Annotated in this window: 18 protein-coding genes and 6 pseudogenes; 22 read left to right on the top strand and 2 right to left on the bottom strand. The window is 42.4% G+C overall.

The genetic code is table 11. The annotated features are described in order from the left end of the window. The first annotated feature begins 70 nt into the window (after nt 1-70). The 13 genes and pseudogenes from obgE (at nt 71) to yajC (ending at nt 9902) form a co-directional block, all read left to right on the top strand. Nucleotides 71-1360: pseudogene (gene obgE, locus JCM19055_RS08325) on the top strand (GTPase ObgE). Nucleotides 1361-1383: 23 nt separating this feature from the next. Further along, a complete protein-coding gene (locus tag JCM19055_RS08330; RefSeq protein WP_042359425.1) occupies nt 1384-1842 on the top strand; it encodes an ACT domain-containing protein in 459 nt (152 codons plus the stop codon). A 48-nt stretch (nt 1843-1890) separates the two neighbouring features. Next, nucleotides 1891-2745, top strand: a pseudogene (gene pheA, locus JCM19055_RS08335) (prephenate dehydratase); the annotation flags it as partial. A gap of 91 nt (nt 2746-2836) precedes the next feature. Next, the gene (safA, locus tag JCM19055_RS26295; protein WP_042359427.1) at nt 2837-3058 is read left to right on the top strand and encodes a SafA/ExsA family spore coat assembly protein; all 222 of its coding nucleotides are present in this window, start codon (nt 2837-2839) and stop codon (nt 3056-3058) included. A 111-nt stretch (nt 3059-3169) separates the two neighbouring features. Then, nucleotides 3170-3751 (top strand): hypothetical protein, encoded by a 582-nt coding sequence (locus JCM19055_RS08345; protein WP_042359428.1) that lies wholly within the window; start codon nt 3170-3172, stop codon nt 3749-3751. Nucleotides 3752-3831: 80 nt separating this feature from the next. Continuing rightward, entirely contained in the window at nt 3832-4647 is an 816-nt protein-coding gene (locus JCM19055_RS08350; RefSeq protein ID WP_042359429.1) for a YhcN/YlaJ family sporulation lipoprotein, read from the top strand. A 77-nt stretch (nt 4648-4724) separates the two neighbouring features. Further along, nucleotides 4725-5448, top strand: a pseudogene (locus JCM19055_RS08355) (YebC/PmpR family DNA-binding transcriptional regulator). A gap of 69 nt (nt 5449-5517) precedes the next feature. After that, nucleotides 5518-6117: a Holliday junction branch migration protein RuvA gene (ruvA, locus tag JCM19055_RS08360; protein ID WP_042359430.1), complete on the top strand. Its 600-nt coding sequence runs from the start codon at nt 5518-5520 to the stop codon at nt 6115-6117. A gap of 13 nt (nt 6118-6130) precedes the next feature. Then, nucleotides 6131-7137, top strand: a pseudogene (gene ruvB, locus JCM19055_RS08365) (Holliday junction branch migration DNA helicase RuvB). Further along, nucleotides 7130-7360, top strand: a complete 231-nt coding sequence (locus JCM19055_RS08370; RefSeq protein WP_042359431.1) for a DUF2905 domain-containing protein — start codon at nt 7130-7132, stop codon at nt 7358-7360. Before ruvB ends, JCM19055_RS08370 begins: the two are co-directional and overlap by 8 nt. A gap of 21 nt (nt 7361-7381) precedes the next feature. Then, nucleotides 7382-8422 carry a tRNA preQ1(34) S-adenosylmethionine ribosyltransferase-isomerase QueA gene (gene queA / locus JCM19055_RS08375; RefSeq protein WP_042359432.1) on the top strand — a complete coding sequence of 347 codons (1041 nt, stop codon included), beginning with the start codon at nt 7382-7384 and terminating at the stop codon, nt 8420-8422. Beyond that, nucleotides 8422-9562, top strand: a pseudogene (gene tgt / locus JCM19055_RS08380) (tRNA guanosine(34) transglycosylase Tgt). The gene queA and the pseudogene tgt overlap by 1 nt, the downstream one beginning before the upstream one ends. Before the next feature lie 79 nt (nt 9563-9641). Beyond that, the gene (gene yajC, locus JCM19055_RS08385) at nt 9642-9902 is read left to right on the top strand and encodes a preprotein translocase subunit YajC (protein ID WP_042359433.1); all 261 of its coding nucleotides are present in this window, start codon (nt 9642-9644) and stop codon (nt 9900-9902) included. Between the two features lie 104 nt (nt 9903-10006). Here the strand turns inward: yajC and JCM19055_RS08390 are convergent, their stop codons facing one another. Next, nucleotides 10007-10327, bottom strand: a complete 321-nt coding sequence (locus tag JCM19055_RS08390) for a TIGR04086 family membrane protein (RefSeq protein WP_042359434.1) — start codon at nt 10325-10327, stop codon at nt 10007-10009. Between the two features lie 224 nt (nt 10328-10551). Here JCM19055_RS08390 and JCM19055_RS08395 point away from each other — a divergent pair, with 224 nt between their 5' ends. Continuing rightward, nucleotides 10552-11112, top strand: a complete 561-nt coding sequence (locus tag JCM19055_RS08395) for a DUF421 domain-containing protein (RefSeq protein ID WP_265181957.1) — start codon at nt 10552-10554, stop codon at nt 11110-11112. A 51-nt stretch (nt 11113-11163) separates the two neighbouring features. Here JCM19055_RS08395 and spoVB read toward each other — a convergent pair. Then, nucleotides 11164-12718: pseudogene (gene spoVB, locus JCM19055_RS08400) on the bottom strand (stage V sporulation protein B). A 112-nt stretch (nt 12719-12830) separates the two neighbouring features. Here spoVB and JCM19055_RS08405 point away from each other — a divergent pair. The 8 genes from JCM19055_RS08405 (at nt 12831) to JCM19055_RS08430 (ending at nt 19687) form a co-directional block, all read left to right on the top strand. Continuing rightward, nucleotides 12831-13139, top strand: a complete 309-nt coding sequence (locus JCM19055_RS08405; RefSeq protein ID WP_042359436.1) for a post-transcriptional regulator — start codon at nt 12831-12833, stop codon at nt 13137-13139. Between the two features lie 81 nt (nt 13140-13220). Beyond that, the gene (secD, locus tag JCM19055_RS25315) at nt 13221-14537 is read left to right on the top strand and encodes a protein translocase subunit SecD (RefSeq protein WP_081833550.1); all 1317 of its coding nucleotides are present in this window, start codon (nt 13221-13223) and stop codon (nt 14535-14537) included. Continuing rightward, nucleotides 14521-15456: a protein translocase subunit SecF gene (gene secF / locus JCM19055_RS25320; RefSeq protein ID WP_152549321.1), complete on the top strand. Its 936-nt coding sequence runs from the start codon at nt 14521-14523 to the stop codon at nt 15454-15456. The genes secD and secF overlap by 17 nt, the downstream gene beginning before the upstream one ends. Nucleotides 15457-15526: 70 nt before the next feature. Continuing rightward, nucleotides 15527-16459 (top strand): cation diffusion facilitator family transporter, encoded by a 933-nt coding sequence (locus tag JCM19055_RS08415; protein ID WP_042359499.1) that lies wholly within the window; start codon nt 15527-15529, stop codon nt 16457-16459. Further along, nucleotides 16456-16767 (top strand): lipopolysaccharide assembly LapA domain-containing protein, encoded by a 312-nt coding sequence (locus JCM19055_RS08420; RefSeq protein WP_042359437.1) that lies wholly within the window; start codon nt 16456-16458, stop codon nt 16765-16767. The genes JCM19055_RS08415 and JCM19055_RS08420 overlap by 4 nt, the downstream gene beginning before the upstream one ends. A 67-nt stretch (nt 16768-16834) precedes the next feature. Further along, entirely contained in the window at nt 16835-17101 is a 267-nt protein-coding gene (locus JCM19055_RS23295) for a hypothetical protein (protein ID WP_052366102.1), read from the top strand. Beyond that, nucleotides 17064-19061 (top strand): single-stranded-DNA-specific exonuclease RecJ, encoded by a 1998-nt coding sequence (gene recJ, locus JCM19055_RS08425; RefSeq protein ID WP_052366103.1) that lies wholly within the window; start codon nt 17064-17066, stop codon nt 19059-19061. Before JCM19055_RS23295 ends, recJ begins: the two co-directional genes overlap by 38 nt. Before the next feature lie 110 nt (nt 19062-19171). After that, the gene (locus JCM19055_RS08430) at nt 19172-19687 is read left to right on the top strand and encodes an adenine phosphoribosyltransferase (RefSeq protein ID WP_042359438.1); all 516 of its coding nucleotides are present in this window, start codon (nt 19172-19174) and stop codon (nt 19685-19687) included. Nucleotides 19688-19710: the final 23 nt, after the last annotated feature.

A 19710-nucleotide genomic window follows, 5' to 3' on the forward strand; every position in this document is an offset into this window, starting at 1 on the left:
TACTCTAGCGGGGGACTGTCCCCAATGGTTTGTGTTACAATAATGACATTAATGAACGAGGTGAACGTGGATGTTTATCGATTATGTAAATATATTTATTAAGTCTGGCGATGGTGGAAACGGGATGGTTGCCTTTCGCCGAGAAAAGTACGTACCAGATGGTGGTCCTGCAGGAGGGGACGGAGGTAAAGGTGGCGATATAATCTTTCGTGTTGATGAAGGATTGCGTACACTTATGGATTTCCGTTACCAAAAGCACTTTAAGGCAGATCGTGGAGAGCACGGTCGTTCAAAGAACCAACACGGAAAGAATGCGAATCCGTCGATCGTTCTCGTGCCACCAGGTACAGTCGTAAAAGACAAAGAATCAGGCACTGTTATTGCTGATTTAACAGAACACAACGAGGAAGCTCTCGTTGCAAAAGGTGGACGTGGTGGACTTGGGAATACTCGTTTTGCCACACCGAAGAACCCTGCACCTGAACATGCAGAAAACGGTGAACCAGGGATCGAGCGAGAATTAATTCTCGAATTGAAATTACTCGCAGATGTTGGGCTAATCGGTTTCCCGAGTGTTGGAAAGTCAACATTCCTATCTGTAGCAACGTCTGCAAAGCCTAAAATTGCAGACTACCCTTTTACGACGATTAAACCTAATCTTGGTGTTGTTCAATCAGAAGACGGACGCAGTTTCGTACTTGCTGATCTTCCAGGATTAATTGAAGGTGCACATGAAGGCGTTGGACTTGGTCACCAGTTCTTACGACACATTGAACGTACAAAAGTACTCGTTCACCTTATCGACGTTTCAGGTTTGAGCGGTCGAGACCCTTACGAAGATTACGTAACGATCAATGAAGAAATTAAAGCGTACAATGAGGTGCTCACAAAGCGCCCGCAAATTGTCGTAGCGAACAAGACGGATATGCCAGATAGTGAAGAGACACTCAATGCATTTCTCGAGAAGTTGGATGATGACAATGTCACGGTTTATCGACTTTCAACACTAAACCGTCAAGGGTTACATGCTCTTATTGAAACGATTGTAAATGAGCTTGAAAATGCGCCAGAAATTGACGCTTTTGAGAAGAGTGAAGAAGAGCAAGAAGGCGTCTTGTACAAATACACGAAAAAAAGAGCCGTTCGTTATTACACGTGATGATGAGGTACGTACGTGTTATCTGGTGAAGAGCTTGAACGTAAGATTGTCATGCTCGACTTAAACCGTACAGAAAGTGCGAGACGTTTCTCTCGTACGATGAGACAAATGGGTGTTGACCAGGCATTACGTGAACGTGGAGCCAAAGACGGCGACCTCGTGCGTCTTGCCGGAATTGAATTTGAATTTATCGATGAATAAGTAATGTTTTGGTGGTGAGGGCTATGGCAGAAGAAATTGATCAATTTTATCTTGTTCGAGAAGATATGTTGACCGAGGCAATGCAAAAGACATTACGAGCCAAAGTATTATTAGAAAACGGTTCTGCTGAAACGATTGGTGAGGCCGTTAAACAAGTGGATTTAAGTCGAAGTGCATTTTATAAATACCGCGATGCAGTTTTTCCATTTCATACGATGATTCAAGAGAAGATCATTACCTTTTCAATTCATCTTGCTGATCGCTCCGGTGCATTGTCGAATTTGCTTAGAATTGTAGCGAATACCGATTCAAATGTGCTAACGATTAACCAAACGATCCCACTCGGCGGTCGAGCGAATATTACGCTCACCGTCGATACGAGCATGGTCAATGTGGAAATTCAACAATTGATGGCAGATATAAAAGCGATGGAAGCAGTAGAAAAAGTAGAAATCATCGGCTCTGGCGCTGCTGGAGTATAGATGAATAAGAAGAGATGGAGTGGAGTTTGTGACGAATAAAGTAGCTTTTTTTTAGGACCAGCGGGTACGTTTACAGAAATTGCTGCCCGAGCGTTTTTGCCAGATGCAAAGCGTATGCCTTATAAAGACATTCCGAGTACGTTACATGCACTTGAAAAAAACCAAGTCGATGCAGCTGTCGTTCCTTTAGAGAATACAATTGAAGGATCCGTAAACATATCGCTTGATTATTTAATTCATAAACACGAATTTCCGATCATTGGAGAAGTGGCCATTCCAATTGCACAACATTTACTTGTTCACCCATCTGTAAACGACTTGCAAGACATTGATACCGTTTATTCGCACCCACATGCCATTGCTCAGTGCCACGAATTTATTACCGGAGAATTAGACGAGGTTGAACAAAAGTTCGCAACCTCAACGGCTCAGGCGGCAAGAGAAGTGAGTGAGAATGAACATACGAATGTAGCTGCGATTGCAAATGAATTAGCAGCGGAAAAATATGGATTGAAAATAATACAAGAAAATATCCATGACTTTACAAATAATCACACGCGATTTGTTCTCGTATCGCCTAATGATGTGGCGCCAAGCTTTTTAAAAGCCAACGAACAGCATAGCAAAACGAAAGTGGTCGTAACATTACCTTCAGATTTCTCTGGGGCATTGCATCAAGTGCTTTCGGCATTTGCTTGGCGTAAACTAAACTTAACAAAAATCGAATCTCGCCCAACAAAAACCGGACTCGGTAACTATTTCTTTATTATTGATGTGGAACATGCGTATGATGAAGTTTTGTTGCCAGGTGCTTTAGAAGAACTAAAAGCGCTCGGGTGTGAGACTCGCGTACTCGGTACGTACCCGTCACTATTTGTTCAAGTAAAAGAACGCTCGCTCTAACGAAACGAATACTCCTCGTAACTCGTGCATATCTTGTATGGGAAGAACCAATTGGTAACGGATCATACGGGTTACGGGAGGGACATTAGTTGTGAAAATTCATATTGTGCAAAAAGGCGATACGTTATGGAACTTAGCGAAGAAATATGATGTGAACTTTGAGGAACTTAAAGCAGCAAACACGCAAATTGCAAACCCTGATATGGTAATGCCTGGAATGAAAATTAAGGTTCCGGGAAAAGGCGTTCAAGCTAAAAAAAGAAGTACAGGTAAAGTCCAAAAAGGCAGAACCTGCAAAAGACTACACGGCTAAAGAGCAGCCTGCTCCGAAAAAGGAGCAACCAAAAGCGAAAGAAGCCCCTGCAGTGAAGCCGCCGCCGATGAAAATGCCGAAGATGGAAGTACCAAAAAAAAGAGTACAAAGTTGAGCCGAAAAAAAGTTCCTCAAAAAGAAACGAAAAAGCCAGTGCCGTCAAAGATGACAAAGCCAGCTCCTGCAAAGGTTGAGAAGAAAGTTGAGAAAAAACCGGTCATGAAAGAGCAAGAAAAACCGCAAAAACCAATGCCGAAACCTCAACCGCAAATGCACGTTCAGCCTCAGCCAATGCAACATCCTTGTATGGAGTCTTACCCGTCTTATGGACACATGAATTATGGTCAACCAGTACCGCCGCATTTAATGCAATATTGTTATCCATGTGCACCTTCAATGTATCCTGGTGCGATGCCTTATCAGCAAATGGCGCCACCGATGATGCATCACGGTCACGGGTATGAATCATATCCATTTGCAGAAGGCTATAGTTATGAGAACCTTCCTTATGAGTTGCAATATCAAGGCTCATATGATGTGCCGAACCACCGCGGACATGAAGGTTCAACGGCACAGATGACGTCTCCATATATGGGTTATGCTCCAGTTGATCCATATGGTTATTATGCTCAACCGATGTACCCGCCAAATTACTATCAGCCAACAAGTCCGGATGACGAACACAAAGAGTAAGTTGGAGAGCTTTCCTCTTTATAACAGGTGTATCAATTCCCCCTTTATCACATCCTAGGTGTGAGGGGGATTTTTCTTTTATGAAAAAATTTGCACTGTCAATTACAGCTTGTACAATGCTTGCTGCAGGACTTGCCGGATGTGGTGGAAATAATAACGCTGCAGAGCAAATTCCTGACCGAACAAATTACGACATGAATTACGTCAATGATTACCGCGGAGCAGATCATGACTATGAGATGACCCGGTCAAATCGTGGAGATCGTGGGGAAGGACCAATTACTGACATGTTAACGGTCGACGATCGCACGACAAGAACAGAGCGCCATGATAGCGCTCATAACGTTAATGACGGAATGGGAAGTTCATGGGCATATGGTAATCCACGTGATGTCGTCGATAAAGACCATTATACGCAAGGTGAACGAGATGCCAATCAGGCACGTTTCCAAAAGTATAATGGCGAAACCGGGGATCACCCTGGTATGGTAAATGAACGTGGTCAGCTAAACAATGACCACCATCAAGGTCACACTGCAAAGTACAACAACAGTACTGAACATGACCTTGAAAGAACGATTGACCATGCAGTAGAAAACATGGATCGCATTGGTGATAGTCATGTTGTTGTCGATGGAGACCATGTCGTCATAGCAGTTCGCGGAAGTAACATCGATGATGATCTGAAGGCAAAAATTAAAAATACCGTTGAAGATCATACGAACAAAACCGTGTATGTAACCGATGATGATGAGATGTTCGGGAAAGTTCGTAACGTCACACGTGATATCCGTAATGCTGGTGGGGAAATGGTCGATGAAACAAGAGCGACTTTTGAAGATATGCTTGGTGACCTTGGCAATATGGCCGAGCGCCCATTTGAACGTAGTCGCTAACCAACAAGCGAAAAGGACTCCAGTCCTTTTGCGCTTTACTAATTCGTGATATATTTACATATTGGGGAGGAATGACAATGGCTGGACATTCTAAATGGAACAACATAAAAAGGCGTAAAGAAGCTCAAGATTCAAAACGAGCGAAAGTATTTACAAAAATTACGAAAGAAATTTTTGCGTCTGTTCGTGCAGGTGGCGATGATCCTGCTACCAACCTAAGACTTCGCCTTGCTATACAAAAAGGTAAAGAGGCAAACTTACCGAGTGATAATATAGAAAGAACTATTAAAAAAAGCTGCAGGAAATCAAGATGGCGTTACGTATGAAGAAATTACGTACGAAGGTTATGGACCAGGAGGAACAGCAATCTTCATTGACGTGTTAACGGACAACAGAAACCGGACGGTGGCAGATTTACGCTACGCGTTTTCACGAAATGGGGGCAACCTTGGTGAAGCGGGTTCTGTATCTTTTCTTTTCGAAGATGCTGGCATAATTGTTATCCATTTATGCGATCTTGATGAAGAAGAGCTTATGTTAGAAGCGATTGAAGCGGGAGCATTAGAGTTTGAAGTTGAAGAACATACAGCGCTGATTACAACCGCTTACGGTGATCTTCAAGATGTAAAAAAAGCACTCGTTGATGCAGGTTATACCATTGAGGCCTCAGAACTCACAAAGATCCCAACAGTCACGACTCAACTTAACCCAGAACAAGAGGAAACGATGGTAAAGCTCATTGATAAACTTGAAGACAATGACGATGTTCAAAACGTTTATCACAATGCTGAGCTTTCCTAAGAATACGTGTTCCCATCGAAGTGAGCATTATGCTACACTGAAGACAAACGATGGAAAAGGGGACAATCCATGTATGAACGTTTAAGTGGAGCGATTGTTTATCGTGACCACGAGTCTGTCACTGTCGACATTCATGGTGTCGGTTATCACGTCTACTGTGCAAATCCATTTGCGTATGAAACTAATGAGAGTGCAACAGTAAACGTATTTATTTATACACATATCATTCAAGATGCGATTAAGCTGTTCGGCTTTAAGTCGAGGGAAGAGCGCGTGCTCTTTAGTCGATTGTTGCAAGTGTCAGGAATTGGCCCGAAAGGGGCTTTAGCGGTGCTTGCTGAGGGGAATTCCAAAGTCGTTATTCAAGCCATTGAAGAAGAGAATGAAACGATGTTGACGAAGTTCCCTGGAATAGGCAAGAAAACGGCGAGACAAATGATTCTTGATCTTAAAGGCAAGCTTGACTTCGTTATGGATGAAGAACAATTGATGGCTACTGGACCGTTGTTTGCTAAAGAAAGCGACGCCTTAGATGAAGCCATGGATGCTCTACGAGCGCTCGGTTACGGTGAGCGTGAGATTAAGAAAGCAGAGAAGGCATTACAAGGAAACGATTTGACTGCTGATGAATACGTAAGGCAAGCCCTTCGATTATTTGTTGAACGGTAAAGGGGGGATTTGATTGGACGACCGCGTCATTTCAAAAGAAGCATTAACGAAGGAAGAAGAACAGTTAGACCAAGGGATTCGACCGCTTAGTTTTGCGGATTATATCGGGCAAGATCAAGTAAAAAAGAATTTACAAGTTTTTATTCAGGCTGCCAAACTTCGTGAAGAAAGCCTAGATCACGTGTTGTTGTATGGACCTCCAGTCTTGGAAAGACGACTCTTGCTACAATTATTGCACATGAGATGGGCGTCAATATACGAACGACATCTGGACCAGCAATCGACCGACCCGGTGATTTGGCTGCGATTCTGACGACGCTCGAGCCAGGCGATGTTCTTTTTATCGATGAAATCCATCGGTTAAATCGTTCAGTTGAAGAAGTGTTATACCCTGCGATGGAAGACTTTTGTTTAGATATTGTGATTGGCAAAGGAACAGAGGCTAAGTCGATACGATTGGACCTTCCTCCGTTTACACTCGTTGGAGCTACGACGAGGGCTGGCATGTTGAGCGCACCGTTACGCGATCGTTTTGGTGTGTTGAGTCGGCTTGAATATTATTCTCTTGAGGAACTAGCATCAATTGTAATACGTAGTAGCAAGTTGCTTTCTCTAGAAATGGAAGAACAAGCAGCACTCGAAATTGCAAGACGTTCTCGTGCTACACCGCGAATTGCAAATCGACTGTTACGACGCGTTAGAGACTTCGCGCAAGTGTCAGACAGTGGAACGGCGGTCGGCTATGAAGCGACGGAAAAGGCGTTAGAGCAACTACAAGTCGATCGTCTAGGGCTTGATCCTAATGACGTGCGCTTACTTTCAATGATCGTTCAGAAGTTCAAAGGTGGTCCAGTTGGGCTCGAGACGATGGCTGCGATGGTTGGAGAGGAATCAGAAACAATTGAAGACGTTTATGAGCCTTATTTGTTACAGATCGGCTTTTTGCAACGTACACCGAGAGGAAGACTCGTGACGCCGCTTGCGTACGAACACTTTAACTTCGATAAAGGAGATGTCTAAAAAGTTGGCAGAGTTTCCAAAATGGCTCGTAATAATAGGCGTTACGCTCATTGCGATCGGTTTGTTATGGCAAGTTGGTGGGAAGTTTTTGCCTTTAGGCAAACTGCCAGGTGATTTTATTTTTCGCGGAGAAAATACGACGGTGTATTTTCCGATTGTAACGTCGATTATCATTAGTGTTGTTTTATCATTGGTGCTATTTTTGATCGGGCGTTTTCGTTAATTAGATGCAGGAGTGACCACGATGAAAGTAAAAGATTTTGATTTTGACTTACCTGAAGAGCTCATTGCTCAAACTCCTTTAGAACAACGAGATACATCAAAGTTGTTAATGCTGGATGCTGATGACGGGAGTGTTCGACATGAAACGTTCCAGCATATCGTTTCTATGTTTGAGCCTGGAGACTGCCTCGTATTAAACGATACGAAAGTGATCCCAGCACGAGTTTTCGGAACGAAAGAACAAGGAGGCGCCAACATTGAGTGCCTGCTTTTGAAAGATGAAGGAAATGATACGTGGGAAGCACTCGTAAAGCCTGCCAAACGCGTAAAGGTGGGAACGACCATTTCATTTGGAGATGGCAGATTAAAAGCGACCTGTACGGAGATTCTTGCTCATGGAGGGCGGAAGTTGTCGTTTTCTTATGAGGGTGTGTTTCTCGAAGTTCTTGAAAGCTTAGGTGAAATGCCATTACCGCCATACATTACGGAGCGTTTGGAAGAGCAAGATCGTTATCAGACGGTATTTGCAAAACGTTCAGGTGCAGCTGCAGCACCAACAGCAGGTTTGCACTTTACCGAACAACTGCTGGGCGAGTTAAAAGACCGAGGTGTGAACATCTGTTATATTACGCTCCACGTTGGTCTTGGGACGTTTCGCCCGGTAAGTGTAGATACGATTGAAGAGCATGACATGCATGCGGAGTTTTACGAGATGAATGATGCAACCGCTACGGTTTTGAATGAAGCGAAATCAGCTGGACGTTCAATCGTTGCTTGTGGAACGACTTCAGCGAGAACTCTTGAAACAATCGTTAATGAACATGAAGCTTTTACAGCCTGTTCTGGCTGGACAGATATTTTCATTTTTCCAGGTTACGAATGGAAAGCGATTGATGGATTGATAACAAATTTCCATTTGCCAAAATCAACATTAATGATGCTCGTTAGTGCCTTTTCTAGTCGAGAGCACATTATGAATGCGTATAAAGAAGCCATTGCAAAGCGCTACCGCTTCTTTAGTTTTGGCGATGCGATGGTTATGAAGAAAGGAATCAACAACTAATGACAGCCGTGTATTATGAACATATTAAGACATGCAAGCAGTCTGGGGCTAGACTTGGAAAAGTGCATACGCCTCACGGAAGCTTTGATACGCCAATGTTTATGCCAGTCGGGACGCTCGCAACCGTAAAAATGATGAGCCCTGACGAGCTAAAAGAAATGGATGCACAAATCATTCTTTCAAACACATACCATTTATGGTTACGTCCTGGGGAAGATTTGATTCGCGAAGCTGGAGGATTGCACTCATTTATGAATTGGGATCGTCCAATCTTAACCGATTCTGGTGGATTCCAAGTGTTTAGTTTGAGTAAACTCCGTGATATTGACGAAGAAGGTGTACGTTTTCGCAATCATATTAGCGGAGAGAAGCTTTTCTTATCACCTGAGAAAGCGATGCAAATCCAACATGCATTAGGATCTGACATTATGATGGCATTTGATGAATGCCCTCCATATCCTGCTGAGTACAAGTATATGAAAGATAGCGTAGAACGTACGAGTCGTTGGGCAGAGCGTTGTCTCCGTGAGCATGAAGGCAACACGACCCAAGGGTTGTTTGGTATTGTTCAAGGTGGGGAGTATAAAGACTTAAGACGTCAAAGTGCTGAAGATCTCGTATCGATGGATTTCCCAGGCTATGCGATCGGTGGTTTATCCGTAGGGGAGCCCAAGCATGTCATGAACAAGGTGCTTGAAGAAACGATGCCACATTTACCTGACAACAAGCCAAGGTATTTGATGGGAGTCGGTTCCGCGGACGCGCTTATTGACGGTGCGATTCGTGGTGTCGATATGTTTGATTGTGTATTGCCAACTAGAATTGGTCGTAACGGGACGTGCATGACTTCTGAAGGTCGTAAGGTCATTCGTAATGCCGAATTTGCTCGCGATTTCCGTCCGATTGATGAGAAATGTGATTGCTATGCGTGTAAAAATTATTCAAGAGCATACATTCGTCATTTAATTAAGAGCAAAGAAGCGTTCGGTTTTCGTTTAACCTCTTACCATAACTTGTATTTCCTGCTAAACTTAATGGTGAACGTTCGTGAGGCGATTAAAGAAGACCGTCTTCTAGATTTCAAAGAAGAGTTTTTTTGAGCAATATGGTTTTAATCGTCCAGATGCAAAGAACTTCTAAATGAGGGTTTGCAGTTTAAAATATTGTACATGAAAAGCAAAAAGTGGTACATGTACAATAAGGAAAGGAGTGAACATAGATGGCATTAGAACCTATTATTATGCTCGTTCTGATGTTTGCAATCGTCTATTTCCTGCTCATTCGTCCGCAGCAAAAGCGTCAGAAGCAGGTACGTGAGATGCATTCGAACTTGCAAAAAGGCGACGACATCATCACAATCGGCGGATTGCATGGAACAATTGATGCAATTGATGAAGAGAAAATAGTTTTGCTTGTTAACGATAATCGTAAGCTAACATATGATCGTTCAGCAGTACGTGAAGTAGTCAACCAAAACTAATTAAAAACCCGAAGCAGTTACTCACTGCTTCGGGTTTTTGCGTTTCTATTAACGTATAGAAGAGCGAATACCAACACCAATCATGCCTCCGACCATCGCAGTGACTAGACATAAAGAAAACAATAGAAGTTGAGAAAGCATGATGCATTACCATAGCCGAGGTATTGAATCGTAATCGCGAAGATGACAAACATCGCACCAGCTAGTAAGCCAAATAACCACCCTTTAGCCCCTGCTTTCATCGCAGCGACCATTCCGCCAATAAACGTAATAATTAACGTAATTGCCATCGTAACGCCACCGATTGAGTGCTCAGATATTGAACTTAACCGTAAAATTGTTGCTAAAATTAAACTGCTAGCTAATACGAGACAGAGCATCGTTAGCAATGAACCACCAATTGCTCTCGTAAAAGTGTGATCCATAGTGTTCCTCCTCTAAATTGAAGTTGTTAACGCTTGACCGTGTTCGTCTACTTAAACATATGCAGAAGTTACTTTGATAGAAGAAAAAGTTACATGAGCATACAACAGTTGAGGAATACTACTCGTTAATGAGTTATGAGGAGCGAATACATTGGAAGAGTTGTTCTCAATTTTTTTGGCGCATTCTTTTTTATTATTTCTTTTTGTTAATTGCAATCCGCGTGATGGGCAAGCGAGAAGTCGGTGAGCTAACACTTCTTGATTTTATTGTTTCCATTATGATTGCAGAATTTGCAGTTAAAGGAATTGAAGAGCGTAATATTGTGATTGGTGCGTTTCCGATCGTTGTTTTAGCATGCACGCAAATTATTTTGGCGTACGTGTCATTGAAAAGTAATCGTATGAGGGATCTATTAGACGGGGTACCTTCATTAATTATCGAGAATGGAAAAGTGAATGAAGCGGAAATGCGCAAACAGCGATACAACTTTGATGACTTGATGCTGCAATTAAGGCAACACGATATTACGGATTTTTCTAGAGTTGCGTATGCGATACTTGAGCCTTCAGGTGATTTGTCGGTGATCGAAATTGAAACGACTGCAGGAGATGTTGTTTTTCCTTTTCCTTTTATTATTGATGGAGAAGTTCAGAAGAAACATTTAAACCACATCGGAAAAAGTAGAGATTGGTTAGTAAAAGAACTGATGAAGCGAGGGTATACCGATCTCAAAAAAAATTGCCGTTTGTTCAGGAAGTCGAAATGGTCACTTGATCATCGATGAGAAGCACTGAGTACATAGAAAAGCCTCCAGGTTAAGTGGAGGCCTTTTATCCTAACGAAACAGTGATTGAAGTATCGGCAAACGACTGATATTCTTGAAATGAAGCAATCGAAAGATAAATAGTCCGATCATGTAGACAAAAAGTGAAATGACAATGCTTAAAAGTGTACCTGAAAGCATATGGTCTGCTGTAACAAACGTCTTAAAGCTTATCGTGGCAGCGCCGACGGTGAGGAGGGTGACGATGGCGGTATTCACCCAATCTTTAATGCGAATGGTAAATCCGACAGCTCGTGAGACGCTTATGAAATGAAGCAAAGTTACGAGCACCATACTACAACAGATGGCAAGGGCAACGCCCATCATTCCAAGCTCAGGACGAGAAGCTAGAAAAGCAATCGCTGTAATTTTAACGACAGCGCCAATCAAACTGTTGTACATCGCGGATTTGGCCAGGTTGAGTGCTTGTAAAATTGCTTGTAGCGGCCCTTGAAAGTATAAGAATATACAAAATGGAGCCATTAGTTTTAAATAGATTGCAGCTTGGGGTGCATGATACATGAGTGTTAAAATCGGGACTGCAAATACATACAGCACAACGATTGAGATCCCACCGGACAATAAAGCCACTTTTGTTGTCTGTTGAAGCCGTCTCTGTATGAGGGTGTGGTCATTTTTGCTATGTGCTTCACTAATGGCAGGTACGAGTGAGACCGATAAGCCATACGTAATGAATGAAGGTAAGAATAGGAGTGGTACGACAAAGCCACTCAGTTCACCGTATTGGCTCGTAGCAAGCACTGTCGCAACGCCTGCAACAGCTAAACTTTGTGCGACAACGATTGGCTCAAGGAATAAGGAGACACTTCCTACGAGTCGACTGCCAGTCGTTGGCAAGGCAATCTCCATTAAGTCTTTAAATGTTTGTTTCCCGCCTTCGAGGGCGCTCATAAAGTTTTTGCGAACTTTTAACGTTTTTTTTCCGTTTAAATACGTAAATGATGTAAAGTAAAGAGGCGAGTTCCCCGAGTACAGCAGAAATCATTGCACCGGCGGCCGCAAACTCAACGCCGTATGGCAGTAAAGCACTCGTACAAATGGCTACAAATGCGATACGTACAACTTGTTCAATCACTTGTGCGATTGCAATCGGACGCATGTTTTGCATGCCTTGGAAATAGCCACGAACAACGGCAGATAATGCCACGATTGGTACAATCGGAATGATGGCAAGTAGCGGGTATAGTGCTCTTGCGTCGGTTAACATCCATTCAGCGAGAAATGGTGCAATCACGATAATGAGTAGGGTGAAGATTACACTTAGTATACCGGTTACTGTGAGTGACACGACGAGAATGCGTTTCTTTCGCACGTGATCGCCATTCGCGTCGGCTTCAGCAATTAATTTTGAGATTGCTACGGGTAAACCGAGTTGTGTTAAGGTGATGACGAGTAAAAATGTCGGAATCGCCATCATATACAAACCCATTCCTTCAGAGCCCATGATTCTAGCAACAACAATCTTATTTACGAAACCGAGTATTCGTGTTACCAACCCGGCGATAATTAAGATTAACGCGCCTGCAAAAAACGATTGCTTGGACATAACCGCCCTCCTCGATGTTAGACATTTAAGGGTTGTCCGTTTTACATATGTATGCCGAAGTTGTCCAAGCATGACTAGTTGATGAACCTGATCACAAAAGAGGTGAAGTGAAGTGAATCCGCAACAGTTTGACGTGTGGAAAGATGATTTAGAGCCTGTTTTAATTTTGAAAGTAGATGAATTTCAATTACTTGGTTATGAAGAAGCGACAAAAGAACTCGTTTGGCAAGCAGGAATCCAGAAACTTCGAAAACAACCGGAGTTCGTTCCGTTTTATCAATTTGTTAATTCGTTTATGCGGTTGTCAGTGACAGATTATATGAATCATGTTACGATTTCAGCTTATCGAGGCGAGATGGACGGGATGGATTCGGGTCGTAATGATTTAGAAAGTTTACTCGATGATGTACTACGTCATTGACACTCAATTTTCTACGTCCGTATAATAGAGATATTGTGCCAAATCAACTGTATATGTTTTACATATCAGAACGTGATTGTTTTGTTCACTAAGGAGGACCTCTTATGGGTAAAAAAAGGGCTGAGAATTGGTGCGTTTTTCGCCATTGTCATTGCTCTTGGCGTACTCATCGCACAAACAGCGACTGATGTAGCGAGAGATACGAATTTAGGATTAGATTTACAAGGCGGTTTTGAAGTGTTGTACGAGCTTCAGCCTGATGATGGAGAGTTGACACAAGAAGACATCCAATCAACCGCAACCGCTTTGAATCAACGTGTTAACGTACTGGGTGTATCAGAACCTGCGATATCTGTTGAGGGAGAAGACAGAATACGTGTCCAACTCCCAGGTGTTGAAGATCAACAAACGGCTCGAGAAACACTTGGTACTGAAGCTGAATTATCATTCCGTGATATTGATGACAACTTATTAATGACAGGGGAGTCGCTTCAACAAGGGGGATCACAAGCAACATTTAATGAGAACAATGAGCCGATTGTCTCATTAACAATTAGTGATGGAGAATTGTTCGGAGAAATTACGACAGAACTTGCTCAGAAATCATATCCAGAAAACTTACTCGTTATTTGGCTTGATTATGAAGAAGGCATGAGCTTTGAAGAGGAAGCGCAAAAAGAAGACCCGGCATTTATGTCAGCAGCGACGGTACAACAAACGTTAACGACAGATGCAAGTATTACGGGAAACTTTACACTTGAAGAAACAGAATTTCTAGCAGATATTTTGAATGCAGGCTCATTGCCGGTTTCTCTTGAAGAAGTGTACTCGAATGCAGTTGGGGCATCACTTGGTGAGCAAGCATTACAACAAACATTGTTTGCCGGTATGATTGGTGTGGCCTTGATCTTTCTTTATATGATCGGTTACTACCGATTTATGGGTATCATTGCGGCGATTACGCTTTCTGTTTATATTTACCTCGTTATGATTTTCTTTAATGCGATCCAAGGTGTACTTACGTTACCTGGTATTGCTGCACTCATACTTGGTGTCGGTATGGCAGTCGATGCAAACATATTAACGTATGAGCGGATTAAGGAAGAATTGAAAGACGGGAAATCAGTGAAATCTGCTTACAAAGCAGGAAGTCGTAGAGCTTTAGGAACGATTATTGACGCCAACATCACGACAATCATTGCCGCAGCAGTGATGTTTTATTTCGGAACAAGCGCAGTACAAGGATTTGCGGTCATGTTAATTGTTAGTATCCTAACAAGCTTTATTACAGCGGTCTGGGGTGCGAGACTTTTACTTGGATTATGGGTCAATAGTCGTGCGTTAAATCGTAAGTATTGGCTATTCGGTGTGAAGGGACGTGATGTTCGTGGACTTTAATATGGCGAATAAGAACATTGACCTTATTAAACATCGAAAGAAGTATTTTGGTCTTTCCATTATCATTGTATTAATCGGAGCTATTTTACTTTCAACGGTTGGTCTTAATTTAGGGATTGACTTTGAAAGTGGTACTCGTGTAGATGTTGCTTCAAGTGAGACGTTAACAGAAGAAGAAGTTGCAGATCACTTTATACAGGCAGGGGGCTATGAGCCTGATGACATTACACTTGCTGGTGATAATAATGAACAAGCATCCGCACGGTTTATCGGTGCGATGCCTCAAGAAGATGTAACGACCATTCAAAGTTACTTTATTGATGAATTTGGTGAGGAACCAAGTGTAAGTACGGTTTCACCACAAATCGGTCGAGAACTTGCACAAAATGCGATCATCGCAACGCTTATAGCGGCGTTTGGAATCGTCATTTATGTTGCATTTCGATTTGAATTTTTATATGGTGTTGCAGCCGTCGTTGCGCTTTTATATGATGCGTTTTTCGTCTTGACGATGTTTAGCATCTTCCAACTAGAAGTAAACATTCCATTCATTGCAGCCATATTAACCGTTGTCGGTTATTCGATCAATGATACGATCGTAACATTTGACCGAATAAGAGAGAACATGAAGAAACAAGATGAAATCAAAGGGTTTGATCATCTTGCAAAAGTAGTAAACGATAGTTTACTTCAAACGTTAACGCGCTCGATTAATACGGTATTAACCGTTTTATTCGCAGCGGTTGCGATTTGGTTACTAGGTAGTTCAGCGATTATGTCGTTTGCTTTTGCGATCGTTATTGGTCTGATTGCCGGAACGTATTCTTCATTGTTCCTTGCAGCTCAACTTTGGCTCGTTATGAAACATCGATCACTTGAAAGACAAAAGAATAAACCTGTAGAGGCCGAAGAATACTAAGTCAGATACCCCTTCAAGATGAAGGGGTATCTTTACCGTCCATATCTATGAGAAGGGAGTGGGGGAAGACGTGGATACAGCCACAAAGGAGCGCTACAAAAAAATAAATTTTGCTGCTTGGTTAGGGATTGTTATTAATATCGTCTTAGCACTCGTCAAAGGCATTGTTGGGGTTTTTGCAAACAGTCGAGCATTAATTGCTGATGCTGTCCATTCAGCAGCCGATGTGGTGACGTCCTTTGCCGTTTTAATTGGTGTGCGAGCAGCAGAGTTACCTCCAGATAAAGATCATCCATATGGACACGGCAAAGCCGAATCGATTACAGCCATCATCGTGAGTGTGCTTCTTTTTATGGTCGGATTAGAAATTGCGATGAGTACGTTCGGTGACATTGGTTCAGAAAACCCAGTTCCACAGATGATTGCATTGTATGTGATTATCATCTCCATTATCATTAAAGAACTTCTTTTTCGTTATAAGCTTCATTTGGGAAGAAAATACAATAGTGAAGCAATTATTACGGATGCATGGCATCACCGTTCAGATGCGTATTCTTCAATCGCTGCAATGGCGGGGATTATTGCCTCGTTACTCGGTGCTCACTTTGGCATCGCTTGGTTAATGTACGGCGACATGTTTGCAGGAATTCTCGTTGCATTACTCGTTATGGTCATGGCATTTAAACTCGGAAAAGATGCTGTTCACAATGCGCTTGATCATGTTTTGCATGATGAGGATACAGTAGAGATGAAGCAAAATGTACGAAAAGTAGTAGGTGTGTATCATATTGATGAGTTTCATGCAAGAGAGCATGGACATTACGTAATTGTAGATATTAAAATAGGAGTAGATCCGACAATTTCTGTACGTGAAGGTCATGACATTGCTAAGAATGTCAAGGCGGTGCTCATGGAAGAAGAACGTGTGCGCAACGTACTCGTTCATGTAAATCCATTAGATGAAGTGGAAGATGAAGATGAGACTGGAGTGAACGAACAATGAGAGGGCAATGGACATTAATCTTAGGGTTAGTTGCGGCATTAATCATTTCAATCTTTGCAGTGATCAATGTGGATTCTGTAACGGTAGACTTTATGTTTACAACAACTCAAGTTCCACTGATCTTAATTATTCTAGGCTCGGTATTAATGGGCGGCGTTATCGTTGGGGCGGTTGGACTCCTTAAGGTATACAAACTCCAACAAGAAATAAAACGTCTAAAGAAAAATCAACAGGAAGGCCGACAAGTAAGCGATCATCCAGATCCTGTTGATAATAACGACGAAAATCAAGAAAACGAAACGACATGAAAAGTTCATTGTCGTTCCGCTGTCTCTTCTGTATAATAGTTACGGTCAGGTGAGGAGGTCGCTACCGATGTTACAACCAACAACAAAGTGGGAACTGAAAACTGAATCGGAATCTGCCCAAGTGTTAGCTACACAACTAGAGGTATCGCGCTTAACCGCCCACCTCCTGATCAATCGTGGATGTGATACAAAAGAAAAAGCGGAAGCTTTTTTACATATGAATGAGGATCGTATGCACGATCCTTTTCTTATGAAAGGGATGCAAGAAGCCGTTGATCGTATTCATCAAGCGATTATTGATCAAGAAAAAAATTGTCGTTTTTGGCGATTATGATGTTGACGGTGTTTCAAGCACAGCGCTTATGTGTGAGACCCTTTCTAAGCTAGGTGCGAAATACGATTGGTACATTCCGAATCGGTTTACTGAAGGTTACGGTCCGAACCGGAATGCCTTTAATAAATTGTACGATGAAGGTACAACACTACTCATTACCGTAGATACGGGAATTGCTGCGGTTGATACAGTCGCATATGCGAACGAATTAGGATTAGATGTAATCATTACAGATCATCACGAAGTAGGTCCAGAAATTCCTAATGCATTTGCGGTCATTAATCCAAAACAAAAAGATTGTTTATACCCGTTTAGTGATCTCGCGGGTGTTGGTGTTGTGATGAAAGTGGCTCATGCACTTTTAGGTGAAGTTCCTAAAGACGGTCTTGATCTCGTATCATTAGGTACGATTAGTGACTTAGTTCCACTCATCGATGAAAACCGTTATTTTGCCAAACGAGGACTAAGGGTATTATCAAGACTTGATCGTCCTGGTTTGCAGGCACTTTGTGAGTTGAGTGGACTTAGCGATCCACCATTTACTGCAGAGAATGTTGGTTTCGGCTTTGGTCCACGTTTAAATGCTGCCGGACGAATGAGTAGTGCAGATCCTGCTTGCCAGATCTTGCTTACGACGGATCAAGAAGAAGCTTATCATCTCGCAGAACGTATTGAACAATTAAACGTCGAACGACAACGCACCGTTGAAGAGATCACGAAAGAAGCGGTTGCGATGTCTGAGAAGTTGACTGAGCAAGATGCCATTGTCGTCGCAAACGAAAATTGGAATTCTGGTGTAACCGGGATTGTTGCTTCGCGATTAGTCGAGAACTACCAACGACCGAGCATCGTGATCGCACTGGATTCAGAAGGTGTCGGCAAAGGGTCTGCCAGAAGTATTGAAGGTTTTGATCTGTATGAGTCATTGTCAACGGTCAGAGAGCTGTTCACCCATTTCGGTGGGCATCCGATGGCTGCGGGTTTAACGATTGATCATACGAACATTGATTTGTTACGAGCGCATTTAAACGAAGCTGTAAAACAAACGATGACAGATGAAGATTTCATAAAAACGTCTCCTGTAGAATTAGAATTAAAGATGAATGACGTGACGACGAGCTTAATTAAAGAAATTGAGCAACTTGCTCCATTCGGTGTGAAAAATCCAAAGCCGAGTGTTCTTATTAGAAACGCAGCAATTGCGCAAAAGAAAGCGATTGGCAGCGATCAAACTCACGTAAAGATGCTTCTTGAAAGTGACGGAGCAACACTTGATTGTATTGGGTTTCGAAAAAGCTATATCAATGATACGGTTAGCGATGATAGCCTCATCTCAGTCATTGGTGAGCTAGAGAATAATGAGTGGCGAGGCAACGTAAAACCCCAACTGATTATTCGTGATGCAGAGGTTCGTGAAACGCAAGTGTTTGATATGAGAGGGAAACCGATTCAAACGATTGAGCGTTTTGATCATGAGACGAGCTACATCGTATTCCAAGATGCAATGAAACAAACACTGATTAATTTAGGGATTGCAGAACATCAACTTATCGATGGTACGAGTGAGAGGGTTTCTGAATCGGTGACAACATTTGTGCTCATTGATTTACCAAAGGAATTAGCTTCGCTAGAGAACGTCTTCCGTCATTATGGAAAGCAGATGGATACGCTATATGTGTTGTTGCAAGACGAAACGAAAGCTTACTTCACATCGCTTCCAACGCGTGAACAATTTAAGTGGTTGTTTGCGTATATTAAACAAGAAGGTACACTTGATGCTCAGCGCACGATCGAACAAATTGTTCGTCATAAAGGATGGTCTGTCGATACGGTCCGCTTTATGTTTGTCGTTTTTGAAGAGTTGCAGTTTATTACGAAGCGTGAAGGGCGCGTCGAGCTCAATGACACACCTTCTAAAAAAAGCCTTAACCGACGCTCCAATTTACGAGCGTCATCGTAAAAAAAGTTGAAGTTGAAACAACGTTGTTAATGTCAACAACTGAGCAACTAAAAACATTTTTTTCATCCTTTTTTTAGTTGAGCAGCCAATTGAAAGCGAGGAAATACGCAGTGGATTACAAAGCACACATTAAAATTATTGATAATTACCCGAAAGAAGGCATTCAGTTTAAGGATATTACGCCACTTTTGCAAAATGGTCCTGCCTACAAAAAGGCAATTGATGAGATGACAGAATACGTAAAGTCCAAAGACGTTGATATCGTCGTTGGCCCTGAAGCACGTGGTTTTGTTGTCGGTTGTCCAATCGCGTACTCTTTAGAGAAGAGTTTCGTGCCTGTTCGTAAAACAGGGAAGCTTCCACGGGAAGTCGTGACAGAAGATTATGGTCTTGAATATGGTAAGGACACACTTGCGATTCACGCTGACAGCATCAAAGAAGGCGATCGTGTGATTATTACGGATGATTTACTTGCAACGGGTGGTACGATTGAAGCGACGATCAAGCTCGTTGAGAAGCTTGGCGGCGTTGTTGTTGGATGTGCGTTTTTAATCGAGCTTCAGTATATTGATAGCCGAGCTAAGATTAAAGATTACGACGTCTTTTCGTTAATTCGTTACTCATAAACGTGTAGGGTGCCTAATTGCAG

It is taken from the genome of Geomicrobium sp. JCM 19055, from assembly GCF_000698185.1.
Taxonomy (GTDB): Bacteria; Bacillota; Bacilli; order Bacillales; family Marinococcaceae; genus Geomicrobium_A; species Geomicrobium_A sediminis.

Bases quoted from the DNA above. Each gene is read 5' to 3' on its own strand.
- JCM19055_RS08330 (WP_042359425.1), top strand. From the start codon at position 1,384: ATGGCAGAAGAAATTGATCAATTTTATCTTGTTCGAGAAGATATGTTG.
- JCM19055_RS08350 (WP_042359429.1), top strand. From the start codon at position 3,832: ATGAAAAAATTTGCACTGTCAATTACAGCTTGTACAATGCTTGCTGCA.
- ruvA (WP_042359430.1), top strand. From the start codon at position 5,518: ATGTATGAACGTTTAAGTGGAGCGATTGTTTATCGTGACCACGAGTCT.
- JCM19055_RS08370 (WP_042359431.1), top strand. From the start codon at position 7,130: ATGTCTAAAAAGTTGGCAGAGTTTCCAAAATGGCTCGTAATAATAGGC.
- queA (WP_042359432.1), top strand. From the start codon at position 7,382: ATGAAAGTAAAAGATTTTGATTTTGACTTACCTGAAGAGCTCATTGCT.
- yajC (WP_042359433.1), top strand. From the start codon at position 9,642: ATGGCATTAGAACCTATTATTATGCTCGTTCTGATGTTTGCAATCGTC.
- JCM19055_RS08390 (WP_042359434.1), bottom strand. From the start codon at position 10,327: ATGGATCACACTTTTACGAGAGCAATTGGTGGTTCATTGCTAACGATG.
- JCM19055_RS08395 (WP_265181957.1), top strand. From the start codon at position 10,552: ATGGGCAAGCGAGAAGTCGGTGAGCTAACACTTCTTGATTTTATTGTT.
- secF (WP_152549321.1), top strand. From the start codon at position 14,521: ATGTTCGTGGACTTTAATATGGCGAATAAGAACATTGACCTTATTAAA.
- JCM19055_RS08420 (WP_042359437.1), top strand. From the start codon at position 16,456: ATGAGAGGGCAATGGACATTAATCTTAGGGTTAGTTGCGGCATTAATC.
- JCM19055_RS23295 (WP_052366102.1), top strand. From the start codon at position 16,835: ATGTTACAACCAACAACAAAGTGGGAACTGAAAACTGAATCGGAATCT.